A 25,908-nucleotide genomic window follows, 5' to 3' on the forward strand; every position below is an offset into this window, starting at 1 on the left:
CCTGTGGACAACCGCCTCGCCCGCCACCACGCGGCGGCATGCTCGCCTCCTCGACGACGACGGAGGTGCGCGGTGCGGCAGACGGTGACCGACCAGTGGGGTGACGGATGGAAGGCACGGGCGCGGCACGTGCGCGGGGCCGGGACGACGCCGCCGCGTCCCGGCCCGGACGCCGACCGGATGCGCCGGCGGCTGGAGGCGGCGCTGGAGCGGTATCCGGCTCCCCTCGTGGCGTCGGCGACCACGGACGTGCGGGACGCGGCCGCACCCATCAGCGACCCGGTCGACGCGGAGCTGGCGGAGTTCCGGCACCAGTGGCACCGGCCGGGCACCACGGTCTGGGTGGGCCTCGACGCCGGCCCCGCGCTCCTGCGTGAAGGGCTGGCTCGGCTGCGTACGCCGAGGTCGGGCACGTGGGAGGTGGGGCTGGTCGCCCGGGGTCGCTTCCGGCGCTGGGCCCGGTGGCAGGTGTCCGGGGACGAGGCAGCGGTGGAGGTGCTCGCCGCCGTGACCGCCGCCGTGGCCGCCGGCCGCGTGCCGGATCCGGTCGGGGCAACGCTCGTGGAGGTGGTCGACCACCGGCCGCCGTTCCGGCCGCAACCGGTTCCCTGAGCCCGCCGGGCGGGTCGGAACCGGTTGCGGCCGGCCGGCGCGTCAGCTGGCCTTCTTGCGGGCCCTCTTCTTCGGCGCCGCAGCCGCGACTACGGCGTCCTCGTCGAGGATCTTGGCGAGGTACCGGCCGGTGTGGCTCTCCGGCACGGTGGCCACGAACTCCGGCGAGCCCTCGGCGACGACCGTGCCGCCGCGGAAGCCGCCTTCGGGGCCCATGTCGATCAGCCAGTCGGCGCTCTTGATCACGTCGAGGTTGTGCTCGATGACGATGACCGAGTTGCCCTTGTCGACCAGGCCCTGCAGGACCAGCAGCAGCTTGCGGATGTCCTCGAAGTGCAGGCCGGTGGTCGGCTCGTCGAGGACGTAGATGCTGCGGCCGTTGGACCGCTTCTGCAGCTCGCTGGCCAGCTTCACCCGCTGGGCCTCGCCACCGGAAAGCGTGGTGGCCGGCTGGCCGAGGCGGACGTAGCCCAGGCCGACCTCGGTGAGCGTGCGCAGGTAACGCGCGATCGCCGGGATGGCGGCGAAGAACTCGGCCGCCTCCTCGATCGGCATGTCGAGCACCTCGGCGACCGTCTTGCCCTTGTAGTGCACCTCGAGGGTTTCCCGGTTGAACCGGGCCCCCTTGCACACCTCGCAGGGGACGTAGACGTCGGGCAGGAAGTTCATCTCGATCTTCAGCGTGCCGTCGCCGGAGCACGCCTCGCAGCGCCCGCCCTTGACGTTGAAGGAGAACCGCCCGGGCAGGTAGCCGCGCATCTTCGCCTCGGTGGTCTGCGCGAACAGCTTGCGGACCTGGTCCCACACGCCGGTGTACGTGGCCGGGTTGGACCGCGGGGTGCGGCCGATCGGCGACTGGTCGACGTGCACGACCTTGTCCAGCTGGTCCAGGCCGGTGATGGTGCGGTGCCGGCCGGCGACCATGCGCGCGCGGTTCAGGACGTTGGCCATCGTCGTATAGAGGATGTCGTTGACCAGCGTGGACTTGCCCGACCCGGACACGCCGGTGACCGCCACCAGGACGCCGAGCGGGAACGTCACGTCGATGCCGCGCAGGTTGTTCTCGCGGGCACCCTTCACGACCAGCTCGCGACCCGGCGTGAGCTCGCGGCGCTTCTCCGGGATCTCGATCCTCTTCCGGCCGGAGAGGTACTGGCCGGTGAGCGACCGCTCGCTGGCCAGCAGGTCGGCGACCGTGCCGCTGACGACCACCTCGCCGCCGTGCTCGCCGGCGCCGGGGCCGATGTCGACGACCCAGTCGGCGACCTTGATGGTGTCCTCGTCGTGCTCGACGACGATGAGGGTGTTGCCCATGTCGCGCAGCCGGACCAGCGTCTCGATGAGCCGGGTGTTGTCGCGCTGGTGCAGGCCGATCGAGGGCTCGTCGAGCACGTAGAGCACGCCGACCAGGCCCGACCCGATCTGGGTGGCGAGCCGGATGCGCTGGGCCTCGCCACCGGCGAGCGTGGCGGCCGGCCGGTCGAGGGACAGGTAGTCCAGGCCGACGTCGACCAGGAAGGACAGCCGGGCCTGGATCTCGCGGAGCACGCGGTCGGCGATCGCCTTCTCCCGTTCGCCCAGCTCCAGGACGCCCAGCCACTGCGAGGCCTCTCCGATGGAGAGGTTCGTGACCTCGGCGATCGAGCGGCCGTTGAGCTTCACGGCCAGGATCTCGGGCTTGAGGCGGGTGCCGTGGCAGACGGGGCACGGGACGTCGCGCATGTAGCCCTCGTACTTGTCCCGCATGTAGTCGCTGTCGGTGTCGTCGTGCCGGCGCTCGAGGAAGGGCAGCACGCCCTCGAAGGCGGCGTAGTAGCTGCGCTCGCGGCCGTACCGGTTCTTGTAGCGGACGTGGACCTGGTCGGGCGAGCCGTGCAGGATCGCCTTCTGCACCTTGGCCGGCAACCGCTCCCACGGGTCGTCCATGGAGAAGCCGATCTGCTGGGACAGGCCGGTGAGCAGCCGGGTGAAGTACTCGTTGCTCATCGAGCTGGACCACGGGGCGATGGCGCCCTGGTTGAGGCTCTTCTCCGGGTCGGGGACGACGAGCTCCGGGTCGACCTCCTTGCGGGTGCCGATGCCGGTGCACTCGGTGCAGGCGCCGAACGGCGAGTTGAAGGAGAACGAGCGCGGCTCCAGCGCCTCGAACGACAGGCCGTCGTCGACGCAGGCGAGGTGCTCGGAAAAGGTGCGCTCGCGCTGCGGGTCGTCGTCCGGGAGGTCGACGAACTCGAGGACGACGAGGCCGCCGGCCAGGCCCAGCGCGGTCTCCACCGAGTCGGTCAGGCGGCGCTTGGCGCTCTCCTTGACCGTGAGGCGGTCGATGATGACCTCGATGGAGTGCTTCTCCTGCTTCTTGAGCTTCGGCGGCTCGGTGAGCGAGTGCACGACGCCGTCGACGCGGACGCGGGAGAAGCCCTGGGTCTGCAGCGAGCTGAACAGGTCGACGTACTCGCCCTTGCGCGCCCGGACGACCGGGGCCAGCACCTGGAACCGGGTGCCCTCCTCCATGCCCAGCACCTGGTCGACGATCTGCTGCGGCGTCTGCCGGGAGATCGGCTTGCCGCAGTTCGGGCAGTGCGGCTGGCCCGCGCGGGCGTAGAGCAGGCGGAGGTAGTCGTAGACCTCGGTGATGGTTCCGACGGTCGACCGCGGGTTGCGGTTGGTCGACTTCTGGTCGATCGACACCGCCGGCGACAGGCCCTCGATGAAGTCGACGTCGGGCTTGTCCATCTGGCCGAGGAACTGCCGGGCGTAGGCCGACAGCGACTCGACGTACCGCCGCTGCCCCTCGGCGAAGATCGTGTCGAAGGCGAGGCTGGACTTGCCGGAGCCGGAGAGGCCCGTGAACACGATGAGCGCGTCACGGGGGAGGTCGAGGTGGACGTCCTTGAGGTTGTGCTCTCGGGCGCCGCGGACGACGAGCCGGTCCATGTGATCCCTGTCGGTCGCTGGGTGGATGTCGCAACGTGCTGGTGCGTGCAGAGCGTGCCGGGGGACGCCGCCGTACTGCTGGCTCCAACGCCTCCGCTCGCCGTGGTCGTCCGCCTCCGCGGTGTGACCTGCGCCCGGCCACGGTGCACGGGCGCCGGACTCAGGTCGCGGCGGCCGCGGTCTCGGTGGAGCCGGTCGCGGTGGGGTCGAAGACGGGCGCGTAGCGGCGCCACGGGAGCCGGCGTTCCAGCTCTCCGGCCAGCCAGAGTAGTCGTCCCTCGGCACCCGGGGGGCCGACGAACTGGACGGCGACCGGCGGCCCCGTGGGGCGGCTCGCGGCCGGGAGCACGGCGGCGGGGAGACCTGCCAGATTCCACGCCGCGGTCCACGGCGCCCAGCGCGCGTTGGCGGTGATGTTGGCCAGGAACGAGCGCTCGTGCCAGAGGCGGGCGGGCAGCGGCGGGCCGGTGGTCACCGGGGTGAGCAGCACGTCGACGTCCTCGAAGAACTCGACCATCCGGGCACGGAACCGCTCCTGGGTGCGCGGACGCACCAGCCCCAGCCGGCGGACCAGGCGGCCCAGCCGGGCGTGGGTGCGGCTGCGCGGCTGCAGCTCCGAGCGGTCGATGCCCAGGACGGCGGCGTCGTCCTCGGCGCCGGCCATCCAGCGCACCAGCGCACCGGCGGCCGCGCCCGGCGTGATCGGTGGGTTGCGGCGCACGACGGTGTGCCCGGCTGCCTCGAGCTCGGCCACCACGGCGTCGAGAGCCGCCCGCGTGGCGGCGTCCGCACCCACGCCGGGCACCGGCGACCGGGTGCTCACGGCGATGCGGAGCGGACGGTCGGGCGCGGGCGGAGGCTCGGGGGTCTCCCCCGCCAGGACGGCGTGCGCGATGGCGAGGTCGGCGACCGTCGTGGCCAGCGCACCGTTGACGGCCATGCCCGACCAGTCGTCGGCACCGATCCCGCCGGGGACGACGCCGCGGCCGGGCTTCAGCGTGACCAGGCCGCACGCCGCGGCCGGCAGCCGCAGGGAACCCATGCCGTCGTTGCCGTGCGCGATGGGGACCGAGCCCGAGGCGACGGCCGCGGCGCTGCCCCCGGAGCTGCCGGCCGGGGACAGCGCGGTGTCCCAAGGGTTCCGGCTCACGGTGCCCGGCCCGTCGGTGGCGGCGTAGAGGCACAACTCCGGGGCGCGGGTGATGCCGACGACGACCGCCCCGGCCTTGCGCAGCCGGGTGACGACGGGGTGGTCCCTGCGCTCGGGCTCGCCGCGGCGGGCCGGGGAGCCGTCCGTGCAGGTCTCCCCCGCCACCGCCACGTTGTCCTTGATCGCGACCGGCACGCCGGCCAGCGGGAGGGCGAACCGGGTGAGGCTGGCATCCACGGCGGCGGCCTCGGCCAGCGCGGCCTCCCGCCGGACGACCCGGAAGGCGCCGATCCGGCCCTCGACCTCCTCGATGTGATCGAGGTGCGCGCGGACGACGTCGACGGCGGTGATCTCCCCCGAGCGGACCCGGGCGGCGATCTCCGCGGCCGGGAGGCCGACCAGCGAGGGGTCGCTCGGCCCGTCGAACTCCCCGGCCCACGGCACCGGCCGTCCCGTCGACCCGTTCCCGGCCCGCATGACGATCGGGGGGAGGCCGAGACCTCCGCTAGCGTCCATGCCTGGACCGTAACGGCGCACGCCGACACTTTTCGAACGGAGGCCGGAGATGAGCTCCTACACCGGGAACGTCGAGGTCGGTGGGGCGCCCGACGTCCGGGAGCTGCCCGGGCTCACCGTCCGCAAGCTGGCGGTCAGCGAGATGGCGAACAACGCCTACCTGCTCACCTGCACGGCCACCGGCGAGGCCCTCCTCGTCGACGCCGCGGCCGAGCCGGAGGCGCTGCTCGCGCTCGTGGGCGACGCCCCGCTGCGCACCGTCGTCACCACGCACGGGCACTGGGACCACCACCGCGCGCTCCCCGACGTCGTGGCCGCGACCGGCGCGGTCACCGTCGCGCACCCGGCCGATGCCGCCGACCTGCCCGTCCCGGTCGAGCGGCCGGTCGAGCACGGCGACACCGTCACCGTCGGCGACCAGGTGCTGGAGGTCGTGCACCTGCGCGGGCACACGCCCGGCAGCATCGCGCTGGTCTGGCGAGGGGGCGGCACGCACGTCTTCACCGGCGACAGCCTGTTCCCCGGGGGCGTCGGCAACACCCAGAAGGACGCCGCCCGCTTCACCAGCCTGATCGACGACGTCGAGCAGCGGCTCTTCGGCACGCTGCCCGACGACACCTGGGTCTACCCCGGCCACGGCGGCGACACGACGCTCGGCGCCGAGCGCCCGAGCCTCCCGGAGTGGCGCGCCCGCGGCTGGTGAACCCCTCCGGTCAGGCGGGGGTGGCGTCCGCGTCGTCGTCGTCGTCGTCGAAGGCGGCGGCGAGCTCGTCGGGCGTCCCGGGCAGGTAGAGCGGGAGGATCGACACGTTCCAGTCGGGCCGGCGCTGGTCGACGCCCACTGCGAGGTCCCAGGCGGCGCGCGCGGTCAGCGGGCCGAAGCAGCCCTCGTCGCCGTCGTCCCCCACGGCCACCTCGACCAGCCACTGGTCGGAGAGGTCGGCCGCGAGCTCCGCGAAGTCCGGCAGCGCCTCCTCATCGGGTTCGGGGGCATCCGAGAGGACGGGGTAGATGAGCGCCATGCCTCACCGTAGAGGGGCGCTGGCGGTCACGCGCCGCCGCCCAGCCTGGCGCGCATGGGCGCCGGAGCAGGCACGGAGGACACCCGGTCGATGCGCGAGCGCATGAAGGCCGGCGACCTCCAAGTCGCGGACGACCCCGAGATCGCCGAGGCCGGCGCCCGGGCGCAGGACCTCATGGCCGCCTGCAACGCGACGTCGGTCCGCCAGGGGCCGCTCCGCCGAGCATGCTGGAGCAGCTCCTCGGCTCGATCGGCGAGGGCACCCAGCTGCCCCCCGGTGTACGTCGACCATGGCTCCGACATCACCATCGGCGAGAACACCGTGGTGGGCGCGGGTGCCGTCGTCACGAAGGACCTCCCGGCGAACGTCGTCGCCGTCGGCAACCCGGCCCGCGTCGTCCGGCAGCTCGACGACGCCGAGCGCTAGTCGCCCGGCGTCAGCCGTCCGCGGTCCTCGAGACCGCGCAGCTGGTCGCGGAGGTCGTCGATCCGCGCCGTCTGCCGCCTGCTGGCGAACTCGAGCAGGGCGACCGCGACGACGCCGACCAGAGCGGCGACCAGGACGGCGATCCACCCGAAGCCCGCCCAGGCGAACCCGATCACCATCACGACGACCGCGGTCACCGTGAGACCGAGGGCGAACCTCCGGGCCCCGCGCTGGAAACGGCCTCCCTTCTCCAGCAGTGGTCCCCATGCGGCGGGGTCTGCGTCGTCCGGCAACCGGCGACGCCGCACCGCACTGTCGAACTCCCACACCCCTCCGAAGCTGCCGAGCGCCCTGCGCCTGAGCCAGAAGGCCAGCGCGATGCCGATGAGCGGACCGATCATCGAGGACAGGGGGTCTGCCCAGCCGACGTCGTCGTCCCCGATGGAGCCCTTGATCGCGAGGAGTGCGGCGTACCAGACCGCCAGCCAGCCGATCACGAGGCCGGTGACGACGAACTGCCTCGTCGTCCGCGGAAGACCGTGGAGCCAGCGCCGGAAGGCGGCGCCACGTCGGCTGTCGGGGGTGCGGGCCACGGCGGCGGCCTCCTTCCTTCCCTCGGCGGGGATCCTGACCGAGTTCAGCCGTCGGCGCGAGGCGCCGCCCCGATCGGGTGCTCGGGATCGACCACCTCGGCCTCGCCCGGTCCCGGGCCCTGCGGTGTCGGGAGCCAGCGCGCCCACCACCGCAGGATGTGCTCGAAGCGGGCCAGCCGGTGCTTCGGCCGGCCCGACCGGGACAGCTCGTGCCCCTCGCCGGGGAAGAGCAGCAGCTCCGAGGGGACGCCGCGCCGCTTCAGCTCCACGTAGAGGCGGGCGCCCTGCTCCACCGGGCAGCGCCAGTCCTCCTCGGAGTGGATGACCAGGGTCGGCGTCGTGATCGCGCCGGCGCCGGCCAGCGCGCTCTGCGCGGCGATGCCTGCTGGGTCGGTGCCCACGTACTGGTCGGCGAAGTACCAGCCGATGTCCGAGGACCCCACGAAGCTCACCGGGTCCAGGAACGCCCGCTCGCTGATCGCGGCCGCGAACCGGTCGGTGCGCCCGATCAGCAGGGTGGTCAGGTAGCCGCCGTACGACCCGCCCAGGATGCCCACCCGGTCGGCGTCCAGAGCCGGGTCGGCCAGCACCGAGTCGAGGAACGCGACGACGTCGTCGGCGTCCAGCCCACCCCAGTCGTGCCGGATGGCCCGCCCGTGCGCCGAGCCGTAGCCCGACGACCCCCGCGGGTTGCACTGGACCACCGCGTAACCGGCCGAGACCAGGACCTGCGTCTCGTCGAGCAGCGTGCAGCCGTACTGGGCGAAGGGGCCCCCGTGGATCATCAGCAGCACCGGGTGGGGCCCCGGGCCGGACGGGGTCGTGACCCAGCCGTGCACCGGGTAGCCGTCCGGGGCCGTCGCCGTCCGCTCCCGCATGCGGTGCAGCCGGCCGGTGCTGCCGAGCTCCGCGCCGAACCCGGTCAGCAGCCGGCGCTCGCCCCCGGAGAGCGCGACGAGCTCACCGGAGGAGCGGTCGTGCGCCACGGTGGCCACGACGACACCGCCCCCGACGGCGACGCCGCGCACGGTGAACCGGCCCTCGACGACCACCTCCGGCGCCGCGCCGTCCAGGGGCACGCGCAGCAGCTCCACCGCACCGCGGCGCTGGATCCCGACGAGGACGGCACCGTCGGCCAGCACCGTCGCGGGCGTCTCGTCGCCGCGGTGGTCGTGCTCCGGGTCCAGCAGCGGCTGCAGCTCCCCGTCGGCGCCCACCCGGCACGGCACGGCCTGGCGTGCCACGAAGTCGGTGCCCTCGGACCCCAGGTCGGGGACGGCGGTCACGACCAGCGTGCCGTCGGGCGCGTAGACCGGGCCGGTGCAGTGCCCGCGGGACCCGGTCAGGCGGCGCAGCCCCGAGCCGTCGGTCGCGATCTCGTGGACGTCGCGCACCAGGTCCCGGTCGGCGCGGGCGTGGCGGGCCGAGACGAACGCCAGCGCCTGCCCGTCGGGGCGCCACGCGACGTCGGCGCAGTCGGTGTCGCCGGGCGTCAGCTGCACCGGCTCGGGCAGCGGCGCCGCGTCGTCCCCGCGGGCCGGCGGCAGGTCCAGGAGGAACACCTGCCTGCGCCGGTCGGTCACCACGCCGACGCCGTCCTCCCGGTACTGCAGGGTCGTGATGAGCCGGGGCGGCTCGGCCTCGGGCCCGACGCCGTCCACCGTCCCGTACCGGCCGTGCTCCGGGACGCGGGCGACGTAGGCCAGCTGCGCGGAGTCCGGCGACCACACCGGGGTCCCGGCGCCGAGGGGGTGGTCGGTGAGCCGCCGCGGCTCACCGCCCGCGGTGGCCAGCAGCCAGATCTGCGGCCGGCCGCCGGGCTCGGCGCTCAAGTAGGCCAGCCACCGGCCGTTCGGGGAGAACGCCGGGGCGCTGTCCCGGTGCCCGGCGCTGATCGGCCGGGCCGGCGCCGAGGCGTCGGTGGGGACGGCCCAGAGCTGGGCGCGGTACTCGTCGGCCTCGAGGTCGGGCCGCTCGACGGCGACCACCGCCATGCGGCCGTCCGGCGAGACGGTGGGCACGCCCGGGATGCGCAGCAGCGCGAGGTCGTCAGGGCGCATGGCCCGCGACGCTAGTCGGTGCCGGCGGGTCGCCCGGGTGGAGCCCGGCCGGCAGCGTCAGGACGGGATGCGCGCGGCGCGGATGGTGCTCACCAGTGCCAGGCTGCCCAACAACGGGAGCGCCGCGAGCAGGAGCAGGCTGCGGTCCACGCCGAGCGCCTCCCCCACTCCGCCGACGACGGCGGAGCCCACGCCACCGCCCACGAGGAAGACCAGCGTGGCGATGCCCAGCGCCACGCCGCGGACGTCGGCCGGGACCGCGTCCCCCACCGCGGCCATGAGGGCCGGCTGACCCAGACCGAAGGCCAGCGTCACGAGAACCACCGCGGTCACCAGGATCGCCCCCGATCCGCGGGCCGCGCCCAGGGCGGCGACGCCGAGCGCCACCGCGGCGGTCGCGTCCGAGGTGACGAGGGACCGGGCCGGCCCGAGGCGCGCCAGCAGCGGTCCGGCCAGCCGGGGCGCCAGGAAGCCGGTGACGGCGCTGGGCACCAGCGCCAGCCCCACCTGCAGCGGGGTCCAGCCGCGCGCGGCGAGGACGGCGGGGACGGCGATGAGCAGCGCGAACCAGGCCGCCGGCACCGCCGAGGCGGCCAGCGCGCTGCGGACGACGACGGGCTCCCGGATCACCCGGCGCGGCAGGAAGCCCTCCGGGCGACGGCGCACCCATGCCGCGACCGCGGGGATGCCGAGCGCCAGCAGGAGCGCGCCGGCCGTCGCCACCACCACGCCGGAGGCCGGGGACTGCACCAGCAGCACCAGCCCCGCCGCGGTGCCCGCGACGAGCGCGGCGCCGAGGAGGTCGAGCCGCGCGCCGGTGCCCTGCGTGGGCAGGGCCCGCCACAGCGCCGGGACGACGAGGAGCCCGAGCGCGGGCAGCGCCACGACCGCCCGCCAGCCCGCCAGGTCCGCCACCAGACCGCCCGCGAGCGGGCCCAGCGCGCTCACCGCCGCCGCCGTCCCGGCAACCTGCCCGAGCGCGGTGGTGCGGACGGCGCCGTCGTACCGGGCGCTCACGATGGCCATGCCGAGGACCGGCACCGCGGCGGCGCCGGCGCCCTGCAGCACCCGGGCCACCAGCAGCACCTCGATGTTCGGCGCCAGGCACCCCAGCACCGCGCTGCCGGCCATGAGGCCGACGCCCACGAGGAGGGGCAACCGGATGCCCGCGAGGTCGGCGGCCCGGCCGTAGACCGCCGTCGCCACCGCGAGCATCAGCGCGTACAGGCTGATGACCCAGGAGACGCCGCCGGTGGTCAGGTCGAGGTCCGCCGCGATGGCCGGGAGCGTGACGGCGACGGCCGCGCTGCCCATGCCGGCGAGCCCGAACAGCAGCCCGACCAGTGCGGCGACGCGACCGGCGTCCGTCTGCTCACCCACGAAGTGCGGTCAACCGCCCCGCACCCGACTGTGTTCCGCCCGCCTCACCGGCGGGCGCTGCCCTCGCCCTGGTCGTCCGCGATCCGGCTCTCGACGGCCGCCGCCGCCTCCGGGCCCCCGGTGGGCACCGACTGCGCCGTCTCGGGGTCGACGACCGGCTCCTCCACCGTGAGGAGCTGACCGCGGGTCTTGATGAGGCTGGCCACCGTGGCGATGATCAGCACGCCGAGGATGATCGACAGCGACAGCCAGATCGGGATCTCCGGAACGGCCTCGATGTGCTCGCCGCCGTTGATGAACGGCAGCTCGTTGGTGTGCAGCGCCTCCATCACCAGCTTGACGCCGATGAACGCCAGGATGACCGCGAGGCCGAGCGAGAGGTACACCAGGCGCTTGAGCAGACCGCCGAGCAGGAAGTACAGCTGGCGAAGGCCCATGAGGGCGAAGACGTTGGCCGTGAAGACGATGAACGGCTCACGGGTCAGACCGAAGATCGCGGGGATGCTGTCCAGGGCGAAGATCAGGTCCGTCGTCCCGAGGGCGAGGAAGACGATGATCATCGGGGTCCAGAGCTTCTTGCCGTTCTCCGTGACCCGGATCTTGGCGCCGTGGAAGTCCTGGCTGATCGGCAGGACCTTGCGCATCCGGCGGATGAAGGCGTTCTCCTCGTAGTCCTCGTCCTCACCGCGGTGCTTCACGAGGTTGATCGCGGTGTACACGAGGAAGGCGCCGAAGATGTAGAAGACCCAGGTGAAGCGCTCGATGAGGGCCGCGCCGAGCAGGATGAAGATGCCCCGCAGGACCAGGGCCAGGATGATGCCCACCATCAGGGCCTCCTGCTGCAGGTGCCGTGGCACCCGGAAGCGGGCCATGATGATCACGAAGACGAAGAGGTTGTCGACCGAGAGCGAGTACTCGGTCAGCCAACCGGCGTAGAACTCGGTCGCATAGGTGCCGTTCGTGAAGGCGAGCATCGCCAGTCCGAAGAGCAGGGCGAGACCGACGTAGAAGCCCACCCAGAGTCCCGCCTCCTTCATGGAGGGCTCGTGCGGACGGCGGGTGACGATGGCGAGGTCGGCGAGCAGCAGGACGGTGAGTCCCACGAACGTCGCGATCTCGAACCAGACGGGAAGTTCCATGCGGTGAGTTCCTCCGGGGACAGGCGTCGGCACCGGAGGTCTCTCCCACCGCCGGCCTGGGACCGGCGACCGGCAGCACCGGAGACCGTGGGATCTCGTGTTGACGACGCTGCCGCGGGGGGATACTCCCCTCCATCGTGCGACCCCGTCGCCGCGCGGGCGTCACCGCCTGCGGGCCCCGGGGCACGTGGCGCTCACCGTACCCCGGAGCCCGTCGCGCCACGACGCGGCGCGACCGGCTCAGCCGGGCAGGGCGGGGCGTGCGCCCGACGACGGCGGGGCCTCCGGGGCCAGCACCGACCCCAGCGCCTGCACGGTGCGGCGCAGCTGGTCGGTCGCCTGCTCCCCCAGGGCGCTGACGACGCCGTGCAGGACCCGGATCCGCAGCCCCTCGGCCTGCTGCCGGACGACCCGCCCTGCTTCGGTGAGCTGCAGCGCCGCCCCCGACGCACTCGTCACGAGGCCCCGGCGCCGGAGCGCCTCGACCGTCGCCGCCGCCGCGTCGTCGACCTGCCCGGTCGCCTCCGCGACCGTGGTGGGCCGGTCGGCGCCGTCGGCGACCGCGAGCAGTGCCTGCAGCTCACCGGAGCGGAGGCCGGTCAGCTCGTCGACCTGCCGGCGCACCTCCTCGCCGGCGCCGGCGAGGAGGGCCAGCTCGTCCATGAGGGCGAGGACCCCGGTCATCGACGTCCCCGGCCGGATCTCGAGGGGGGCGACGGCGGCCGCACTCATCGGGGGTCGAGCACGTCGGCGGACCGGCCACGGGCGTCGTCGGCAGCCGACGGGGCCTCCACCGCGTCCGCCGGCGCCTGCTCGACCGGGCGCGGAGCACCGGCGGCGAGCGCCGCGCGCTCGGCGCGGTCGCGCCGGTTCTTGGCGAGGCTGGCGACGGTCGTGACCACCAGCGTCAGGAGGATGACCGCCAGGGACAGCCAGGTCGGGATCTCCGGGATCGCGGTGATGTGCTCACCGCCGTTGACGAAGGGCAGCTCGTTGGTGTGCAGGGCGTGGATCACCAGCTTCACGCCGATGAAGCCGAGGATCACGGCCAGGCCGTAGGAGAGGTAGACCAGCCGGTCGAGCAGCCCGTCGATGAGGAAGAACAGCTGCCGCAGCCCCAGCAGCGAGAACGCGTTGGCGGCGAAGACCAGGTAGGTCTCCTGGGTCAGGCCGAAGATCGCCGGGATCGAGTCGACGGCGAAGAGGATGTCGGCGCTGCCGATGGCGATGAGGGCGATGGCCAGGGGCGTGATGAAGCGCCTGCCGTCCAGGCGCACCGACAGCTTGTCCGAGTGGTACTCGTCGGTGGTCGGGAAGGCCCGCTTCGCGGCACGCAGGAGCAGGTTCTCCTTGTAGTCCTCGTGGTCGTCGTGACCACCGGAACGGGCCTGCGCCCACGCGGTCCAGATGAGGATCGCGCCGAAGAGGTAGAAGACCCAGCTGAAGTTCTCGATCGCCGCGGCGCCGACGAGGATGAAGACCGTGCGCAGGACCAGCGCGAACGTGATGCCGTAGAGGAGCACCTTCTGCTGCAGTTCCCGGGGGACGCCGAAGCTGGCCATGATCAGCACGAAGACGAAGAGGTTGTCGATCGACAGGCTCTTCTCGGTGATGTAGCCGGCGAAGTACTCACCGCCGAACTGCGCTCCGTAGAACCAGAAGACGAGCAGTCCGAACACGACGGCGATGCCGACGTAGACGCCGGACCAGATGGCCGACTCGCGCAGGCTGGGCGCGTGCGGCGTCCGCACGTGGCCGACGAGGTCGAAGATCAGCATGCCGAGGATCAGGCCGACGGTGAGGGCCCACACCCAGAAGGGGACGTCCAAGAAAAAGCCTCCGATGACTGGCGATGCGTCAGTACCGGAGGTCTCTCCCACTGCCACTCGAGGTGGCGGCCGGCGGGCCGGGGGTCACGGGACCCCGTATTGACGACCTCGCCGCGCGGGGATACTCCCCTCCACGAAGCACCCTGCGGGAGCGGTGCTCGTCATGGCCAGGAACGCCCCACCCGGGGGCGGGGTTCCCGGGGAGGCGCTGCTGTGGCGCAGATCTCACCGACACCCGCTCGGGAGAGGCGCGTCAGGCTCCGGTGGCGAGGAAGGCCGCGCGTGCCTTCGCCAGCATCGGTTCGCGCTCGCCCGCGCGCAGGTAGCCGGCCCGGATCTGCTCGTCGACCGCGGCGTCGTACCGGGCGAGGTAGCCGTCGACGTCGCCGTAGCGGTCGCGGAGCTCCGCGGCCGTGAACGGCTCCCAGCCGCCCCAGTTGCCGCACACGTCGGTGATCGACGACGTGCCCACGGGGCCGAGCGCGACCGGGAGCGGCCGGCCGAGCGGGACGACGGCGTCGGGGAAGCGGACGCCCCCCAGTGGCTGCGCCGTGTCGTCGTCGACCGCGGGGACGGCCAGCTCCACACCGGGCAGCTCGTTGACGGTGGCCGACGGCGGTGGGGGCACCAGCTCGAACACCGCCGACTCCGGCAGGCCGGCACCGTCGGGCGTCGACCCGCGGAGGACGGCGGCGAGATCGGCGACCACGCTGCGGAGGTAGGGGTCGTACGCGATCGGGTTCCGCGGCACCTCGATGCCGCCGTTGCAGCCGAGCACGCCGAAGACCATCGCGTCCGGGTAGGCGGGGCCGGCGTGCGGGGCCGGCCAGTCGTAGCGGTGGACGTCGGGTGAGCGCTCGGCGTGCGCGGTGACGCTCGCCCGGAGCCGGTAGTAGTCGGTGTAGGTGGCGACGTCGACGTACAGGGGGTCGCTGTCCCCCCGGGTGAGGATCTGCTCGTAGGCGAGCGGGACCCCGTTCTCGAGGAGGTAGGGCCGCTGCGCCTCCTTCCCCGCCAGCTGGTTGATAGCCAGCCAGTTCCCAGTGCCGGAGACGGCGAGAGCGGCTGCGTAGACCCCGCCGCCCGTCCGCGGATCGACGTTGAAGCCCTCGGCGACGAACGTCGTGACGAACCACGCGCTCTGGCTGATGCCGGTGAGGACCGCGGCGCCGAACCGCGGCAGCGGGCTGTCGCCCTCCAGCGGGCCGGCCGCACCGGTGAGCAACCGGCCGAAGTCGCGCACCACGACCTCGCCGACCCCCTGCGCCGAGGCGGGCACGCCGGCGGCGATGCCGGACTCCCACTGGACGCGGGCGTAGCCGAGGTCCTGCTCGGCGAGGAAGCCGGTGCCGCGGCCCGGTGGGTAGACCGCTCCGGTCGGGGTGCTGTCCGCGGAGCCCAGGGCGAGCTGCTCCAGGGTCAGCAGCGTCGCCGGCCGACCCCGGTTCTCCATGTCGACGAGCACCAGGTCGCCGGCGCCCCCGGGATCGAGGACCTCGAACTGCGCGCTGTAGGCGTACCGGCCGTACTCGTCGGTGGTGAGCCCGTCGAGACCGGCGATCCGCTCCCCCGCGCCGACGACGCCGTGCAGCGTGCCCGTGGTCCGCCGCCACTCCCGTTCGCCCAGGACCACCGTGGTCGTGGTGGCCTCGACGCGGGTGACCGCGGATCCGGGACGCTCACCGGGCTCCCCGCTCCCGTCCGTCGCGGGCGGACGGGAGCCGGGTGTGCGGGTCATGCCTCAGGGCTCCAGGGTCAGGCGTGGGCTGCGTCGAACTGGCGGAGTTCCTTCTTGAGCTCGGTCAGCTCGTCGCGCAGCCGTGCCGCGACCTCGAACTGCAGCTCCCGGGCCGCGGAGAGCATCTGGTCGTTCATCGTCTGGATCATGTCGGCCAGCTCAGCCCGGGGCAGCCCCTGCACGTCGATCGAGCCGGCCTTGGCCTTGCTCTTGGAGGACAGGCCCGGAACCGGCGACTTGCCGCGGGACTGCTGCCGGCCGGACCCGCCCAGCAGCTCGGTCGCGGCCTCGGTGTCCTCGGCGGCCTTGTAGATGCCGTCCAGGATGTCGACGATCTTCTTGCGCAGCGGCTGCGGATCGACGCCGTGGGCCGTGTTGTAGGCGATCTGCTTCTCGCGCCGCCGGCTGGTCTCCCCGATGGCCTGTTCCATCGACGGCGTGATCTTGTCCGCGTACATGTGGACCTGGCCGGAGACGTTGCGGGCCGCGCGGCCGATCGTCTGGATCAGCGACTTGCCCGACCGGAGGAACCCTTCCTTGTCCGCGTCGAGGATGGCGACCAGCGAGACCTCGGGCAGGTCCAGGCCCTCGCGCAGCAGGTTGATGCCGACCAGCACGTCGTACTCGCCCTGGCGCAGCTCGCGGAGCAGCTCGACCCGGCGCAGCGTGTCGACCTCGGAGTGCAGGTAGCGCACCTTGATGCCGAGCTCGAGCAGGTAGTCGGTCAGGTCCTCGGACATCTTCTTGGTCAGGGTGGTGACCAGGATCCGCTCGTCCTTCTCGGTGCGGAGCCGGATCTCGTGCACGAGGTCGTCGATCTGCCCCTTGGTCGGCTTGACGACGACCTCCGGGTCGATCAGGCCGGTGGGGCGGATGACCTGCTCGACGACGTCGCCCTGGACCTTGCCCAGCTCGTAGTCGCCCGGCGTCGCCGACAGGTAGACGGTCTGCTTGATCCGGTCGGTGAACTCCTCCCACTTCAGCGGGCGGTTGTCCATCGCCGACGGCAGCCGGAAGCCGTGCTCGACCAGCGTGCGCTTGCGGCTCATGTCGCCCTCGTACATGCCGCCGATCTGCGGCACGGTCACGTGCGACTCGTCGACGACCAGCAGGAAGTCGTCCGGGAAGTAGTCGATGAGACAGGCGCCGGCGCTGCCGGGCGCCCGGCCGTCGATGTGCCGGGAGTAGTTCTCGATGCCGGAGCAGAAGCCGACCTGCCGCATCATCTCGATGTCGTAGGTCGTGCGCATGCGCAGCCGCTGGGCCTCCAGCAGCTTGCCCTGCCGCTCCATCACGGCCAGCTGCTGCTCGAGTTCCGCCTCGATCCCGCGGATCGCCCGCTCCATGCGGTCGGGGCCCGCGACGTAGTGGCTGGCCGGGAAGACGAAGAGCTCCTCGACCTCGCGCACCACCTCGCCGGTGAGCGGGTGCAGGTAGTACAGCCGCTCGACCTCGTCGCCGAACATCTCGATGCGGACGGCGAGCTCCTCGTACACCGGGAAGATCTCGATCGTGTCGCCCCGCACGCGGAAGGTGCCGCGGGTGAAGGAGAGGTCGTTGCGGGTGTACTGCTCGGTGACCAGGGTCCGCAGCAGCTCGTCCCGGTCGCGCTCCTCCCCCAGCTTGATCTTGAGCGCGCGCTCGACGTACTCCTGCGGCGTGCCCAGGCCGTAGATGCACGAGACGGTGGACACCACCACGACGTCGCGTCGGGTGAGCAGGCTGTTGGTCGCGGAGTGCCGCAGCCGCTCGACCTCCTCGTTGATCGAGGAGTCCTTCTCGATGTAGGTATCGGTCTGCGGGACGTAGGCCTCGGGCTGGTAGTAGTCGTAGTACGAGACGAAGTACTCGACGGCCGCGTCGGGCATGAGTTCCTTGAACTCGTTGGCCAGCTGGGCGGCGAGGGTCTTGTTCGGGGCCATCACCAGCGTCGGGCGCTGCACCTGCTCGATCAGCCAGGCCGTCGTCGCCGACTTGCCGGTACCCGTGGCACCGAGCAGCACCGTGTGCTCGTCACCCGCGTTCACCCGTTCGGCGAGCGCCTTGATGGCCGCCGGCTGGTCGCCCGCGGGCTCGAACTCGCTGACGACGCGGAAGCGGCCCTGCGTGGGCCTGAGGTCGGTGGTCGTGCGCACGGGGACGACGGTACGACGGGGGTACGACAGAACGCCGGGTCGCGCCCGCGCGACGGTCCTCCGGCGGCCCGCCGGGTGGTCGCGGGACCCGCCGCCGAACCGGACCCAACGGTCCCGTCGCAGGTACTTGCGGTCGCCCGCGTGCGCGCCCTAGCGTCGCGCCTCGCAGGGGCGCCCACGGGCCAGCGCCACCCGGATCCTCCGGGCGAGGTCGGTCCGCCGCTCCGCGCACGGCGCCTCCGCGGCCTGGCCGCGGGGGCGCCGTCGTGCTCCTCGACGCGGCCGTCAGGGTCACACCGTTCCCAGGTGTGCGGAGGCCCTCCAGAGGGCACGCCCCTACGGTCGCCCCGTCCCGACCTCCTCCACCATGCTTCATGGAGCGAGGTCCAGCCCCCTGTGCGGGGCAAGCAGCAGGAGGAACCAGTCCATGACCCAGGTATGGCCCGGCAGTGCCTACCCCCTCGGGGCCACGTACGACGGCACCGGCACGAACTTCGCGATCTTCAGCGAGGTGGCCGACAAGGTCGAGCTCTGCCTCTTCGACGACGCGGGCAACGAGGAACGCATCCGGCTCCCGGAGATGGACGGGTACGTCTGGCACGCCTTCCTCCCGGGCATCCACCCCGGCCAGAAGTACGGCTTCCGCGTCCACGGTCCGCACGACCCGGCCCAGGGGCACCGCTGCAACCCGAACAAGCTGCTGCTCGACCCGTACGCCAAGGCGATCGACGGCCAGATCGACTGGGACCAGTCGGTCTTCGGCTACGACTTCGAGACCAAGGAGCGCAACGACGACGACTCGGCGGCCCACATGCCGAAGTCCGTCGTCGTCAACCCGTACTTCGACTGGGGCGTCGACCGCCCGCCGAGGACGCCCTACAACAAGACGGTCATCTACGAGGCCCACGTCAAGGGCCTGACCATGACCAATCCCCGCATCCCCGAGGAGCTGCGCGGCACGTACGCCGGCGTCGCGCACCCGGCGACGATCGAGCACCTGACCGACCTGGGCATCACGGCGCTCGAACTGCTGCCGGTGCACCAGTTCGTGCAGGACGACACCCTGCAGCAGAAGGGCCTGCGCAACTACTGGGGCTACAACACGATCGGCTTCTTCGCGCCGCACAACGAGTACGCGAGCGACACCGCCGCCGGGCAGCACGTGCAGGAGTTCAAGGGCATGGTCCGCGCCCTGCACGAGGCGGGCATCGAGGTCATCCTCGACGTCGTCTACAACCACACGGCCGAGGGCAACCACATGGGCCCGACGCTGTCGTTCCGGGGCATCGACAACCGCACGTACTACAAGCTCGTCGAGGGCGACGAGCAGTTCTACATGGACTTCACCGGCACCGGGAACACGCTCAACGTCCGGACGCCGCAGTCCCTGCAGCTGATCATGGACTCGCTGCGCTACTGGGTCACCGAGATGCACGTCGACGGCTTCCGCTTCGACCTCGCCTCCGCCCTGGCCCGCGAGCTGCACGCCGTCGACCGGCTGTCGGCGTTCTTCGACCTGGTCCACCAGGACCCGATCGTCAGCCAGGTGAAGCTGATCGCCGAACCCTGGGACGTCGGCGAGGGCGGCTACCAGGTCGGGAACTTCCCGGCGCTGTGGACCGAGTGGAACGGCAAGTACCGCGACACCGTCCGTGACTTCTGGCGCGGCGAGGGCGGCACGATCGGTGAGTTCGCCGACCGGATCTCCGGCTCCTCGGACCTGTACCAGCACTCCGGCCGGCGCCCCATGGCCAGCATCAACTTCGTCACCGCCCACGACGGGTTCACCCTCAACGATCTCGTCTCGTACAACGAGAAGCACAACGAGGCCAACGGCGAGGGCAACAACGACGGCGAGAGCCACAACCGCAGCTGGAACCACGGGGTCGAGGGCCCGACCGACGACCCGGAGATCCTGCAGCTGCGCGCCCAGCAGCGGCGCAACTTCATCGCCACGATGATGCTCAGCCAGGGCGTGCCGATGCTCCTGCACGGTGACGAGCTCGGCCGCTCGCAGGGCGGCAACAACAACGGCTACTGCCAGGACTCCGAGCTGACCTGGATCGACTGGGAGAACGTCGACGAGGGCCTCCTGGAGTTCACCAAGAAGGTCACCAAGCTCCGCTGCGACCACCCGACGTTCCGGCGTCGCCGGTTCTTCCACGGCCGCCCCGTCCGGCGCGGGCTGGGCGACCCGGTGCCCGACATCGCCTGGCTGACCCCCGCCGGCGAGGAGATGGCCGACGAGGACTGGGACGTCAGCTACGCCAAGTCCGTCGCCGTCTACCTCAACGGCGTCGGCATCCGCGAGATGGACGAACGCGGTGAGTACGTCAAGGACGACCACTTCTACCTGGCCTACAACGCCTCCCCCGACGCCATCGAGTTCACGCTGCCCAGCGACGACTACTCGCGGAGCTGGACCACGGTCCTCGACACCGCCGAGATGCACGAGGTCGAGCCGGTCGAGGTCAAGCCGGGTGACACGGTGACCGTGCAGGGTCGTTCGATCATCGTGCTCACCGGGCCCGCCGAGTGACAGGGGCCCAGCAGCCCGGCGGCGATCGCCGACGGGGCGTCCCCGCCGCGACCTACCGGCTGCAGGTGCACGCCGGCTTCCCCCTCGACGACGCCGCGGGGGTGACCGGCTACCTGGCCGACCTGGGCGTCACCCACGCCTACTCCTCGCCGCTGCTCCGCTCGGCCGAGGGCAGCACCCACGGGTACGACACGGTCGACCACGCGCACATCGACGAGGCCCGCGGCGGGCAGGCCGGCTTCGACCGGTTCGTCGCGGCGCTGCACGAGCACGGGCTGGGCCTGGTGCTCGACCTGGTGCCCAACCACATGGGGGTCGACGACCCGTCGGCGTCCCGCTGGTGGTGGGACGTCCTGCAGCACGGGCAGGCCAGCGAGAACGCGGCGGCGTTCGACATCGACTGGGACTTCGGGGGCGGCAAGGTCCGCATCCCCGTGCTCGGCTCCGCCGAGGACGTCGAGAAGCTGGAGATCTCCGACGGCGAGCTCCGCTACTACGACAACCGCTTCCCGATCGCGCCGGGCACCGACGGCGGCTCCCCGCAGGAGGTGCACGCCCGCCAGCACTACGAACTGGTCGACTGGCGGCGCGCGGACTCCGACCTCAACTACCGGCGGTTCTTCGCGATCAACACCCTGGCGGGCCTCCGCGTGGAGGACCCGGCCGTCTTCGACGCGACGCACGAGCTGGTGCTCCAGCTGGTGCGCGACGGCGCCGTCGACGGCCTGCGGATCGACCATCCGGACGGCCTGGCCGATCCCAAGGGCTACCTCGACCGGTTGGCCGAGGCCTCCGGTGGCCGGTGGACGGTCGTCGAGAAGATCCTCGAGCCCGGCGAGGAGCTGCCCGAGGGCTGGCGGACGGCGGGGACCACGGGGTACGACGCGCTCACCGAGGTCGACCGGGTGCTCGTCGACCCGGCCGGCGAGCCCGCGCTGACGGCCCTGGACACCGAGCTGGCCGGCGGCCGGGTCGACTACGCGGAGCTGGTGCGGCGGTGCAAGCGCGAGGTCACCGACGGGATGCTCGGCTCGGAGGTCGGTCGCCTGCAGCGGCTCGTCGGCGACCTGCCCGGTCTGCCCGCCGATCAGGTGCGGGAAGCGCTGGCCGAGCTCCTGGCCGCCTTCCCCGTGTACCGCAGCTACCTGCCCGACGGCCGCTCGCACCTCGACGAGACGGTCGCGGCGGTCAAGGAGCACCGGCCCGAGCTCGTACCGGCCGTAGAGGCCCTGCACTCGCGGCTGGGCCAGGCCGGCTCCGAGCTGGCCACGCGGTTCGAGCAGACGTCCGGCCCGGTGATGGCCAAGGGCGTGGAGGACAGCGCCTACTACCGCTGGTCCCGCTTCGTCGCGCTGAACGAGGTCGGCGGAGACCCCGCGCACTTCGGCGGCACGGTCGAGGAGTTCCACGCCGCCCAGGCGCACCGGCTCGCGGTCAAGCCGCAGGCGATGACCACGCTGTCCACGCACGACACGAAGCGCAGCGAGGACGTCCGCGCCCGCCTGGCCGTGCTCGCCGAGCTGCCCTCCGAGTGGTCCGCGCTGGTCCGCGGCTGGCTGGCCCGGCACCCGCTGGCCGACCGCTCGCTGGCCCACCTGGTGTGGCAGAACCTGATCGGCGCCTGGCCCTTGTCCCGCGAGCGGGCACACGCCTACGTCGAGAAGGCCGCGCGCGAGGCCGGCACCTCCACCACCTGGACCAACCCGGTGCAGGAGTTCGAGGAGCAGCTGCACGCGCTGGTCGACGCCGCCTTCGACGACCCCACGACGACGGCGGAGATCGAGGCGTTCGTCGCCCGCATCGCGCCGCTGGGCTGGTCGAACTCGCTGACGCAGAAGCTGCTGCAGCTCACGATGCCCGGCGTCCCCGACGTCTACCAGGGCACCGAGCTGTACGACTTCTCTCTGGTCGACCCGGACAACCGCCGCCCGGTCGACTACGGGCTGCGGCGCCGGCTGCTGGCCGAGCTCGACGCCGGCACGGTGCCGGCCGTCGACGCGAGCGGCGCGGCGAAGCTGCTGGTCACCTCGCGGGTGCTGCGGGCGCGACGGGACAGCCCCGAGTTGTTCGGCGGCTACGCCTCGGTGGAGGTGACCGGGTCGGCCGCGGAGTGCGTGGTGGCCTACGACCGCGGCAGCGCCGACCAGGACGGCGTCGTCGTCGTCGCGACCCGGCTGCCGGCCCGGCTGGCGGAGACCGGGTGGGGCGACACCGCCCTGCAGCTGCCGAACGGGGCGTGGCGCGACCTGCTCACGGGTGAGCGCTTCGTGTCCGACGTCGCGGGGGTCGCGGCCGACGTCCTCCTCGCCCGGTTGCCGGTCGCGCTGCTCGTCCGGGCCTGACGCGACGCGATCCCGCACGCTCCCGGGTCCGAGGGCGTGCGGGATCGCCGACCCTCGCCAACGCGCGGCCGGCCGTGGTGTGATGCGCCGTGCACATCGACGCGCTCTACCGCTTCCCGGTGAAGTCCATGCTCGGCGAGCGGGTGGAGCAGGCCTCGGTGACCGGCAGAGGGCTGCTGGGTGACCGCGCCTACGCCCTCGTCGATCCTGCCGACGGCACGGTCGCCAGCGCCAAGCACCCACGCAAGTGGGGCGCGCTGCTCGGCCTGTCGGCCCGGTTCGCCGCCGAGCCGGTCCCCGGCGCGGCCGCACCGCCGGTGCTGATCACGATGCCCGACGGGACCGAGCTCAGCAGCGACGCAGCCGGCACCGACGCGGCGCTGTCCGACCTCGTCGGCCGTCCGGTGCGGCTGACCAGCGAGGTACCGGCGGGCAGCCGGTTCGAGGAGCAGTGGCCCGCCATCGAGGGCCTGGCGCCCACCGAGTTCATCGAGGGGACGACGCACGCCTTCGAGGGCGAGGAGCCGGTCAGCGCGATCGACCTGGGGCAGATGGCCCCGCCCGGCACCTTCTTCGACCTCGCCGCGCTGCACCTGCTGACGCGGGCGACCCTCGACGAGCTGACCGCGCTCGGCAGCGGCAGCGACTTCGACGTCCTGCGCTACCGGCCCAACATCCTCGTCGGCGGCACCGAGCCGGGCTTCGCCGAGGACGCCTGGGTCGGGCGCAGCGCCTGTCTGGGTGACTCCGCCCGTGCCGCGGTCCGGATGCTCACGATGCGCTGCGTCATGACGACGCTCGCCCAGGGCGACCTGCCCGAGGACCGCGACACCCTGCGGACCGTGGCCAGGCACCACCGCCGCGAGATTCCCGGCCTGGGCACCTGGGCCTGCGCGGGGGTCTACGCCGACGTGACCGGCGAGGGCGTGCTGCGCACCGGTGACCCGGTCACCCTCGTCTGACCGGCCGGCCTACGGCGGGGGCGCATCCCCCGGGTGCCAGCCGTCCCACGGCGCCCACCACCGCTCGCCCGCGTCCAGCCACCCGGCGACGGCGGCCGCCTCCGCACGGATGCGGTCCCGCTCGGCCGGGGTGATCCGTCCGCTCGCCACCATGAGGTCCGGGTCGTCGACGTCCTTCCACTCCCAGCTGCCGTCGCGCGCGCAGACGATGTCGAGGCCGAGGTCCGCCGTGTCGAAGGCGCCGCCCCCGTCCGGGCCGACGTGCCGCACCACCGGCTCCTGGAAGTTGACGTACCAGTGCGTGGAGCCGGTGCCGTCGAAGAACTTCCACGCCGCGTGCGCGTCGTCGTCGCGCTGGAGCTGCAGGACGGTGCTGTCGGTCCAGGCGTCGAGGCGTCCCCACGGGTGCGGCCCGAACGGGTGGTCGTGGAAGCGGAAGCGCGACCCGGGCTCCAGCAGCACCGCGAGGCAGCCGTCGGCGTCGTGCACGACGGTGACCGGGTGCTCCATCCACGGGCGACCGTGCAGGACCTCCCGCCGGAGCACGCTCCGTCCGGGAGCGAAGGTCCGCGGCACCGGGCCCGAGGCGTCGGTCATGCGCGTGAGGCTAGGGCGCCTCGGTGCCGCGGCGGGATCGGCGACCCGGTCGCGCCGGCTGCCCGGCATACTCCGCGGATGGCGCTCTACGACCGGATCGGTCGCTCGTACCGGCGGACCCGCCAGGCCGACCCGCGCGTCGCGGCCGCCATCCGGGACGCGCTCGGGGACGTCGACAGCGTCGTGAACATCGGGGCGGGCGCGGGAGCCTACGAGCCGCCGCAGACAGTGCTCGCCGTCGAGCCGAGCCGGGTGATGATCGACCAGCGCCCGGCAGACGCAGCGCCGGCGGTGGTGGCGGTGGCCGAAGCGCTGCCCCTGGCCGACGACGCCGTGGACGCGGCGCTGGCCGTGCTCACCGTCCACCACTGGAGCGACGTCGCCGCAGGGGTGGCCGAGATGCGCCGGGTGGCCCGCCGGCGCGCGGTCTTCTTCACCTGGTGGCCCGAGCGGGTGGCCGACTTCTGGCTGCTCCGCGACTACCTCCCGGCGGCCGCCAAGACCGACGCGCGCCTGGCCGTGCGGATCGAGGAGCTCGCCCGCCTGCTGGGCGCCGACGCCGAGATCCGGTCGGTGCCGGTGCCCCACGACTGCGTGGACGGGTTCGCCGCGGCGTTCTGGCGCCGTCCCGAGGCGTACCTGGACGCGGAGGTCAGGGCCGGCATGTCGGTGTTCGCGACCACCGAGCCGGCCGCGCTCGAGGAAGGCCTGAGCCGCCTGGCGGACGACATCCGCACGGGCGCCTGGCACCGGGCCAACGCCGACCTGGTGCAGGCCGACTCCCTCGACGTCGGGTACTGCACGGTCGCCGTCGACCTGTGATGCCGGCGGCCCATCCGGGCACGCAGCGGTGTCGTTCCAGGACGTGGCGGGGTCGCGGCGCGGCGTGGCGGCGCCACGCCGGGGCGACCGGCCGGAGCTCTCCCGTTCCCTCGCGACGGGCTCCGGGGAACGCACCTAGCGTCGTGCGGGCGCCCGGGCCTTCCTGGTCGGGCGCGAGGCACCGGACCGCCGAACCCCGTCCGCCGGAGCCTGACTCCGAGCCACCCCAGGACGGGGGCGGGGGAACCACCACCGGCGCGCACGCGCGCCTCGGGGTGAAGCCGCCCCTGCCCTCCGGGCACGCGGCCGGGCACCGATTCGCCCGAACCCGACAGCTCACCTCGCAGGCGGTGATCGGAGGATCACCCATGTCCACGCACCTCTCGACCACCCCTGCCCGCAGGCGCGTCTTCCGCGGGGGCACCGTCCTGGCCGGGGCCGCGGCGATCGGCATCGGCGTGCTCGCCGCGCCGGCCTCCGCTGCGACGCACGACTGGTCCGGCGTCGCCCAGTGCGAATCCGGCGGCAACTGGAGCATCAACACCGGCAACGGCTACTACGGCGGGCTGCAGTTCAGCTCTCCGACCTGGCTCGGCCACGGCGGTGGGGAGTTCGCCCCCCGGGCCGACCTGGCCGCCCCCGCGGAGCAGATCGCGGTGGCGGAGCGGGTCCTGCTCACCCAGGGCGTCGGCGCCTGGCCCACCTGCGGCACGCAGCTGCGGTCCGGCACGACGGCCGTCGCCCCTGCCCCCCGGGCGGCGGCGCCCGCACCTCGGGCCGCAGCACCGGCACCGGCCGCCTCCCTACCGGCGGCGCCCACGACGTCGTCGGGCGGCGACTACAGGGTCCGGCGCGGGGACACCCTCGCGAAGATCGCCCGGGCCCAGGGAGTCGACGGGGGCTGGCGCGCGCTGTGGGCGATGAACCGGGACGCCGTCCGGAACCCGAACGTGATCCGGGTCGGTCAGCAGCTCTCCCTCTGACACGGGGCTGATCACCGGTGGCGTCCGGGGCAGCTCGCCCCGGACGCCGTCGGCCCTGGACGACGCCACCGTGATTGGCGACGGTCGCTGCGGGCATGATCCGCTCTGGCCCACCCCGCCCGCACCGCC

At 73.1% G+C, this 25,908-nt stretch carries 20 protein-coding genes and 1 riboswitch; of the genes, 8 read left to right on the forward strand and 12 right to left on the reverse strand.

Annotated elements, in window-relative coordinates:
• Positions 1 to 72: 72 nt before the first annotated feature.
• On the forward strand, positions 73 to 612 hold the full coding sequence (locus BLS70_RS01440; RefSeq protein ID WP_091763729.1) for a hypothetical protein: 540 nt from the start codon (positions 73 to 75) through the stop codon (positions 610 to 612).
• Between the two features lie 42 nt (positions 613 to 654).
• Here the strand turns inward: BLS70_RS01440 and uvrA are convergent, their stop codons facing one another.
• Together uvrA and BLS70_RS01450 are read right to left on the reverse strand one after the other, a co-directional pair.
• The gene (uvrA, locus tag BLS70_RS01445; protein ID WP_091763730.1) at positions 655 to 3,546 is read right to left on the reverse strand and encodes an excinuclease ABC subunit UvrA; all 2,892 of its coding nucleotides are present in this window, start codon (positions 3,544 to 3,546) and stop codon (positions 655 to 657) included.
• A 160-nt stretch (positions 3,547 to 3,706) separates the two neighbouring features.
• Positions 3,707 to 5,212, reverse strand: a complete 1,506-nt coding sequence (locus BLS70_RS01450; RefSeq protein ID WP_255362157.1) for an amidase — start codon at positions 5,210 to 5,212, stop codon at positions 3,707 to 3,709.
• A 49-nt stretch (positions 5,213 to 5,261) separates the two neighbouring features.
• On the opposite strand from BLS70_RS01450, the gene BLS70_RS01455 reads away from it, so the two are divergent.
• Positions 5,262 to 5,915, forward strand: a complete 654-nt coding sequence (locus tag BLS70_RS01455) for an MBL fold metallo-hydrolase (RefSeq protein WP_091763732.1) — start codon at positions 5,262 to 5,264, stop codon at positions 5,913 to 5,915.
• Between the two features lie 10 nt (positions 5,916 to 5,925).
• Here BLS70_RS01455 and BLS70_RS01460 read toward each other — a convergent pair whose 3' ends face one another.
• A complete protein-coding gene (locus BLS70_RS01460) occupies positions 5,926 to 6,234 on the reverse strand; it encodes a hypothetical protein (protein ID WP_091763733.1) in 309 nt (102 codons plus the stop codon).
• Positions 6,235 to 6,288: 54 nt separating this feature from the next.
• Between BLS70_RS01460 and BLS70_RS21475 the strand changes: the two genes are divergently transcribed.
• Positions 6,289 to 6,660, forward strand: coding sequence for a hypothetical protein (locus BLS70_RS21475; protein ID WP_143030316.1), 372 nt, complete (start codon positions 6,289 to 6,291; stop codon positions 6,658 to 6,660).
• Here the strand turns inward: BLS70_RS21475 and BLS70_RS01470 are convergent.
• From BLS70_RS01470 to uvrB, 8 genes are all read right to left on the reverse strand, one after another.
• Positions 6,657 to 7,253 (reverse strand): hypothetical protein, encoded by a 597-nt coding sequence (locus BLS70_RS01470; protein ID WP_091763734.1) that lies wholly within the window; start codon positions 7,251 to 7,253, stop codon positions 6,657 to 6,659. The genes BLS70_RS21475 and BLS70_RS01470 overlap by 4 nt on opposite strands.
• Before the next feature lie 44 nt (positions 7,254 to 7,297).
• The gene (locus BLS70_RS01475; protein ID WP_091763735.1) at positions 7,298 to 9,313 is read right to left on the reverse strand and encodes a S9 family peptidase; all 2,016 of its coding nucleotides are present in this window, start codon (positions 9,311 to 9,313) and stop codon (positions 7,298 to 7,300) included.
• 57 nt (positions 9,314 to 9,370) lie between these two features.
• Positions 9,371 to 10,693, reverse strand: coding sequence for an MFS transporter (locus tag BLS70_RS01480; protein WP_218122232.1), 1,323 nt, complete (start codon positions 10,691 to 10,693; stop codon positions 9,371 to 9,373).
• Positions 10,694 to 10,737: 44 nt separating this feature from the next.
• On the reverse strand, positions 10,738 to 11,832 hold the full coding sequence (locus tag BLS70_RS01485; RefSeq protein WP_091763736.1) for a TerC family protein: 1,095 nt from the start codon (positions 11,830 to 11,832) through the stop codon (positions 10,738 to 10,740).
• A gap of 240 nt (positions 11,833 to 12,072) precedes the next feature.
• The gene (locus BLS70_RS01490) at positions 12,073 to 12,564 is read right to left on the reverse strand and encodes a helix-turn-helix domain-containing protein (RefSeq protein ID WP_091763737.1); all 492 of its coding nucleotides are present in this window, start codon (positions 12,562 to 12,564) and stop codon (positions 12,073 to 12,075) included.
• A complete protein-coding gene (locus BLS70_RS01495; RefSeq protein ID WP_091763738.1) occupies positions 12,561 to 13,661 on the reverse strand; it encodes a TerC family protein in 1,101 nt (366 codons plus the stop codon). The genes BLS70_RS01490 and BLS70_RS01495 overlap by 4 nt, the downstream gene beginning before the upstream one ends.
• Before the next feature lie 253 nt (positions 13,662 to 13,914).
• Positions 13,915 to 15,399: an alpha/beta hydrolase domain-containing protein gene (locus tag BLS70_RS01500; RefSeq protein ID WP_091763739.1), complete on the reverse strand. Its 1,485-nt coding sequence runs from the start codon at positions 15,397 to 15,399 to the stop codon at positions 13,915 to 13,917.
• A 17-nt stretch (positions 15,400 to 15,416) separates the two neighbouring features.
• Entirely contained in the window at positions 15,417 to 17,534 is a 2,118-nt protein-coding gene (gene uvrB / locus BLS70_RS01505; protein WP_091763740.1) for an excinuclease ABC subunit UvrB, read from the reverse strand.
• A gap of 427 nt (positions 17,535 to 17,961) precedes the next feature.
• On the opposite strand from uvrB, the gene glgX reads away from it, so the two are divergent.
• The 3 genes from glgX to BLS70_RS01520 all read left to right on the forward strand — a co-directional run bounded on the left by glgX (position 17,962) and on the right by BLS70_RS01520 (position 23,377).
• Complete coding sequence (glgX, locus tag BLS70_RS01510; RefSeq protein WP_091763741.1) at positions 17,962 to 20,073, forward strand: glycogen debranching protein GlgX; 2,112 nt, start codon at positions 17,962 to 17,964, stop codon at positions 20,071 to 20,073.
• Positions 20,070 to 22,415: a malto-oligosyltrehalose synthase gene (gene treY, locus BLS70_RS01515; RefSeq protein ID WP_091763742.1), complete on the forward strand. Its 2,346-nt coding sequence runs from the start codon at positions 20,070 to 20,072 to the stop codon at positions 22,413 to 22,415. Before glgX ends, treY begins: the two co-directional genes overlap by 4 nt.
• Before the next feature lie 89 nt (positions 22,416 to 22,504).
• The gene (locus BLS70_RS01520; protein ID WP_091763743.1) at positions 22,505 to 23,377 is read left to right on the forward strand and encodes an MOSC domain-containing protein; all 873 of its coding nucleotides are present in this window, start codon (positions 22,505 to 22,507) and stop codon (positions 23,375 to 23,377) included.
• 9 nt (positions 23,378 to 23,386) lie between these two features.
• On the opposite strand, the gene BLS70_RS01525 is transcribed toward BLS70_RS01520, so the two are convergent.
• Positions 23,387 to 23,974, reverse strand: coding sequence for a ribonuclease FAU-1 family protein (locus tag BLS70_RS01525; protein ID WP_176946229.1), 588 nt, complete (start codon positions 23,972 to 23,974; stop codon positions 23,387 to 23,389).
• A gap of 78 nt (positions 23,975 to 24,052) precedes the next feature.
• Here BLS70_RS01525 and BLS70_RS01530 point away from each other — a divergent pair, with 78 nt between their 5' ends.
• Positions 24,053 to 24,796: a methyltransferase domain-containing protein gene (locus tag BLS70_RS01530; protein ID WP_091763745.1), complete on the forward strand. Its 744-nt coding sequence runs from the start codon at positions 24,053 to 24,055 to the stop codon at positions 24,794 to 24,796.
• A gap of 209 nt (positions 24,797 to 25,005) precedes the next feature.
• Positions 25,006 to 25,161: riboswitch (cyclic di-AMP (ydaO/yuaA leader) on the forward strand.
• A 3-nt stretch (positions 25,162 to 25,164) separates the two neighbouring features.
• Positions 25,165 to 25,779: a LysM peptidoglycan-binding domain-containing protein gene (locus BLS70_RS21480; protein ID WP_091763746.1), complete on the forward strand. Its 615-nt coding sequence runs from the start codon at positions 25,165 to 25,167 to the stop codon at positions 25,777 to 25,779.
• The last annotated feature ends 129 nt before the right edge of the window (positions 25,780 to 25,908 follow it).

Origin of the sequence: Blastococcus aurantiacus, from assembly GCF_900102425.1 — a bacterium.
GTDB lineage: Bacteria > Actinomycetota > Actinomycetes > Mycobacteriales > Geodermatophilaceae > Blastococcus > Blastococcus aurantiacus.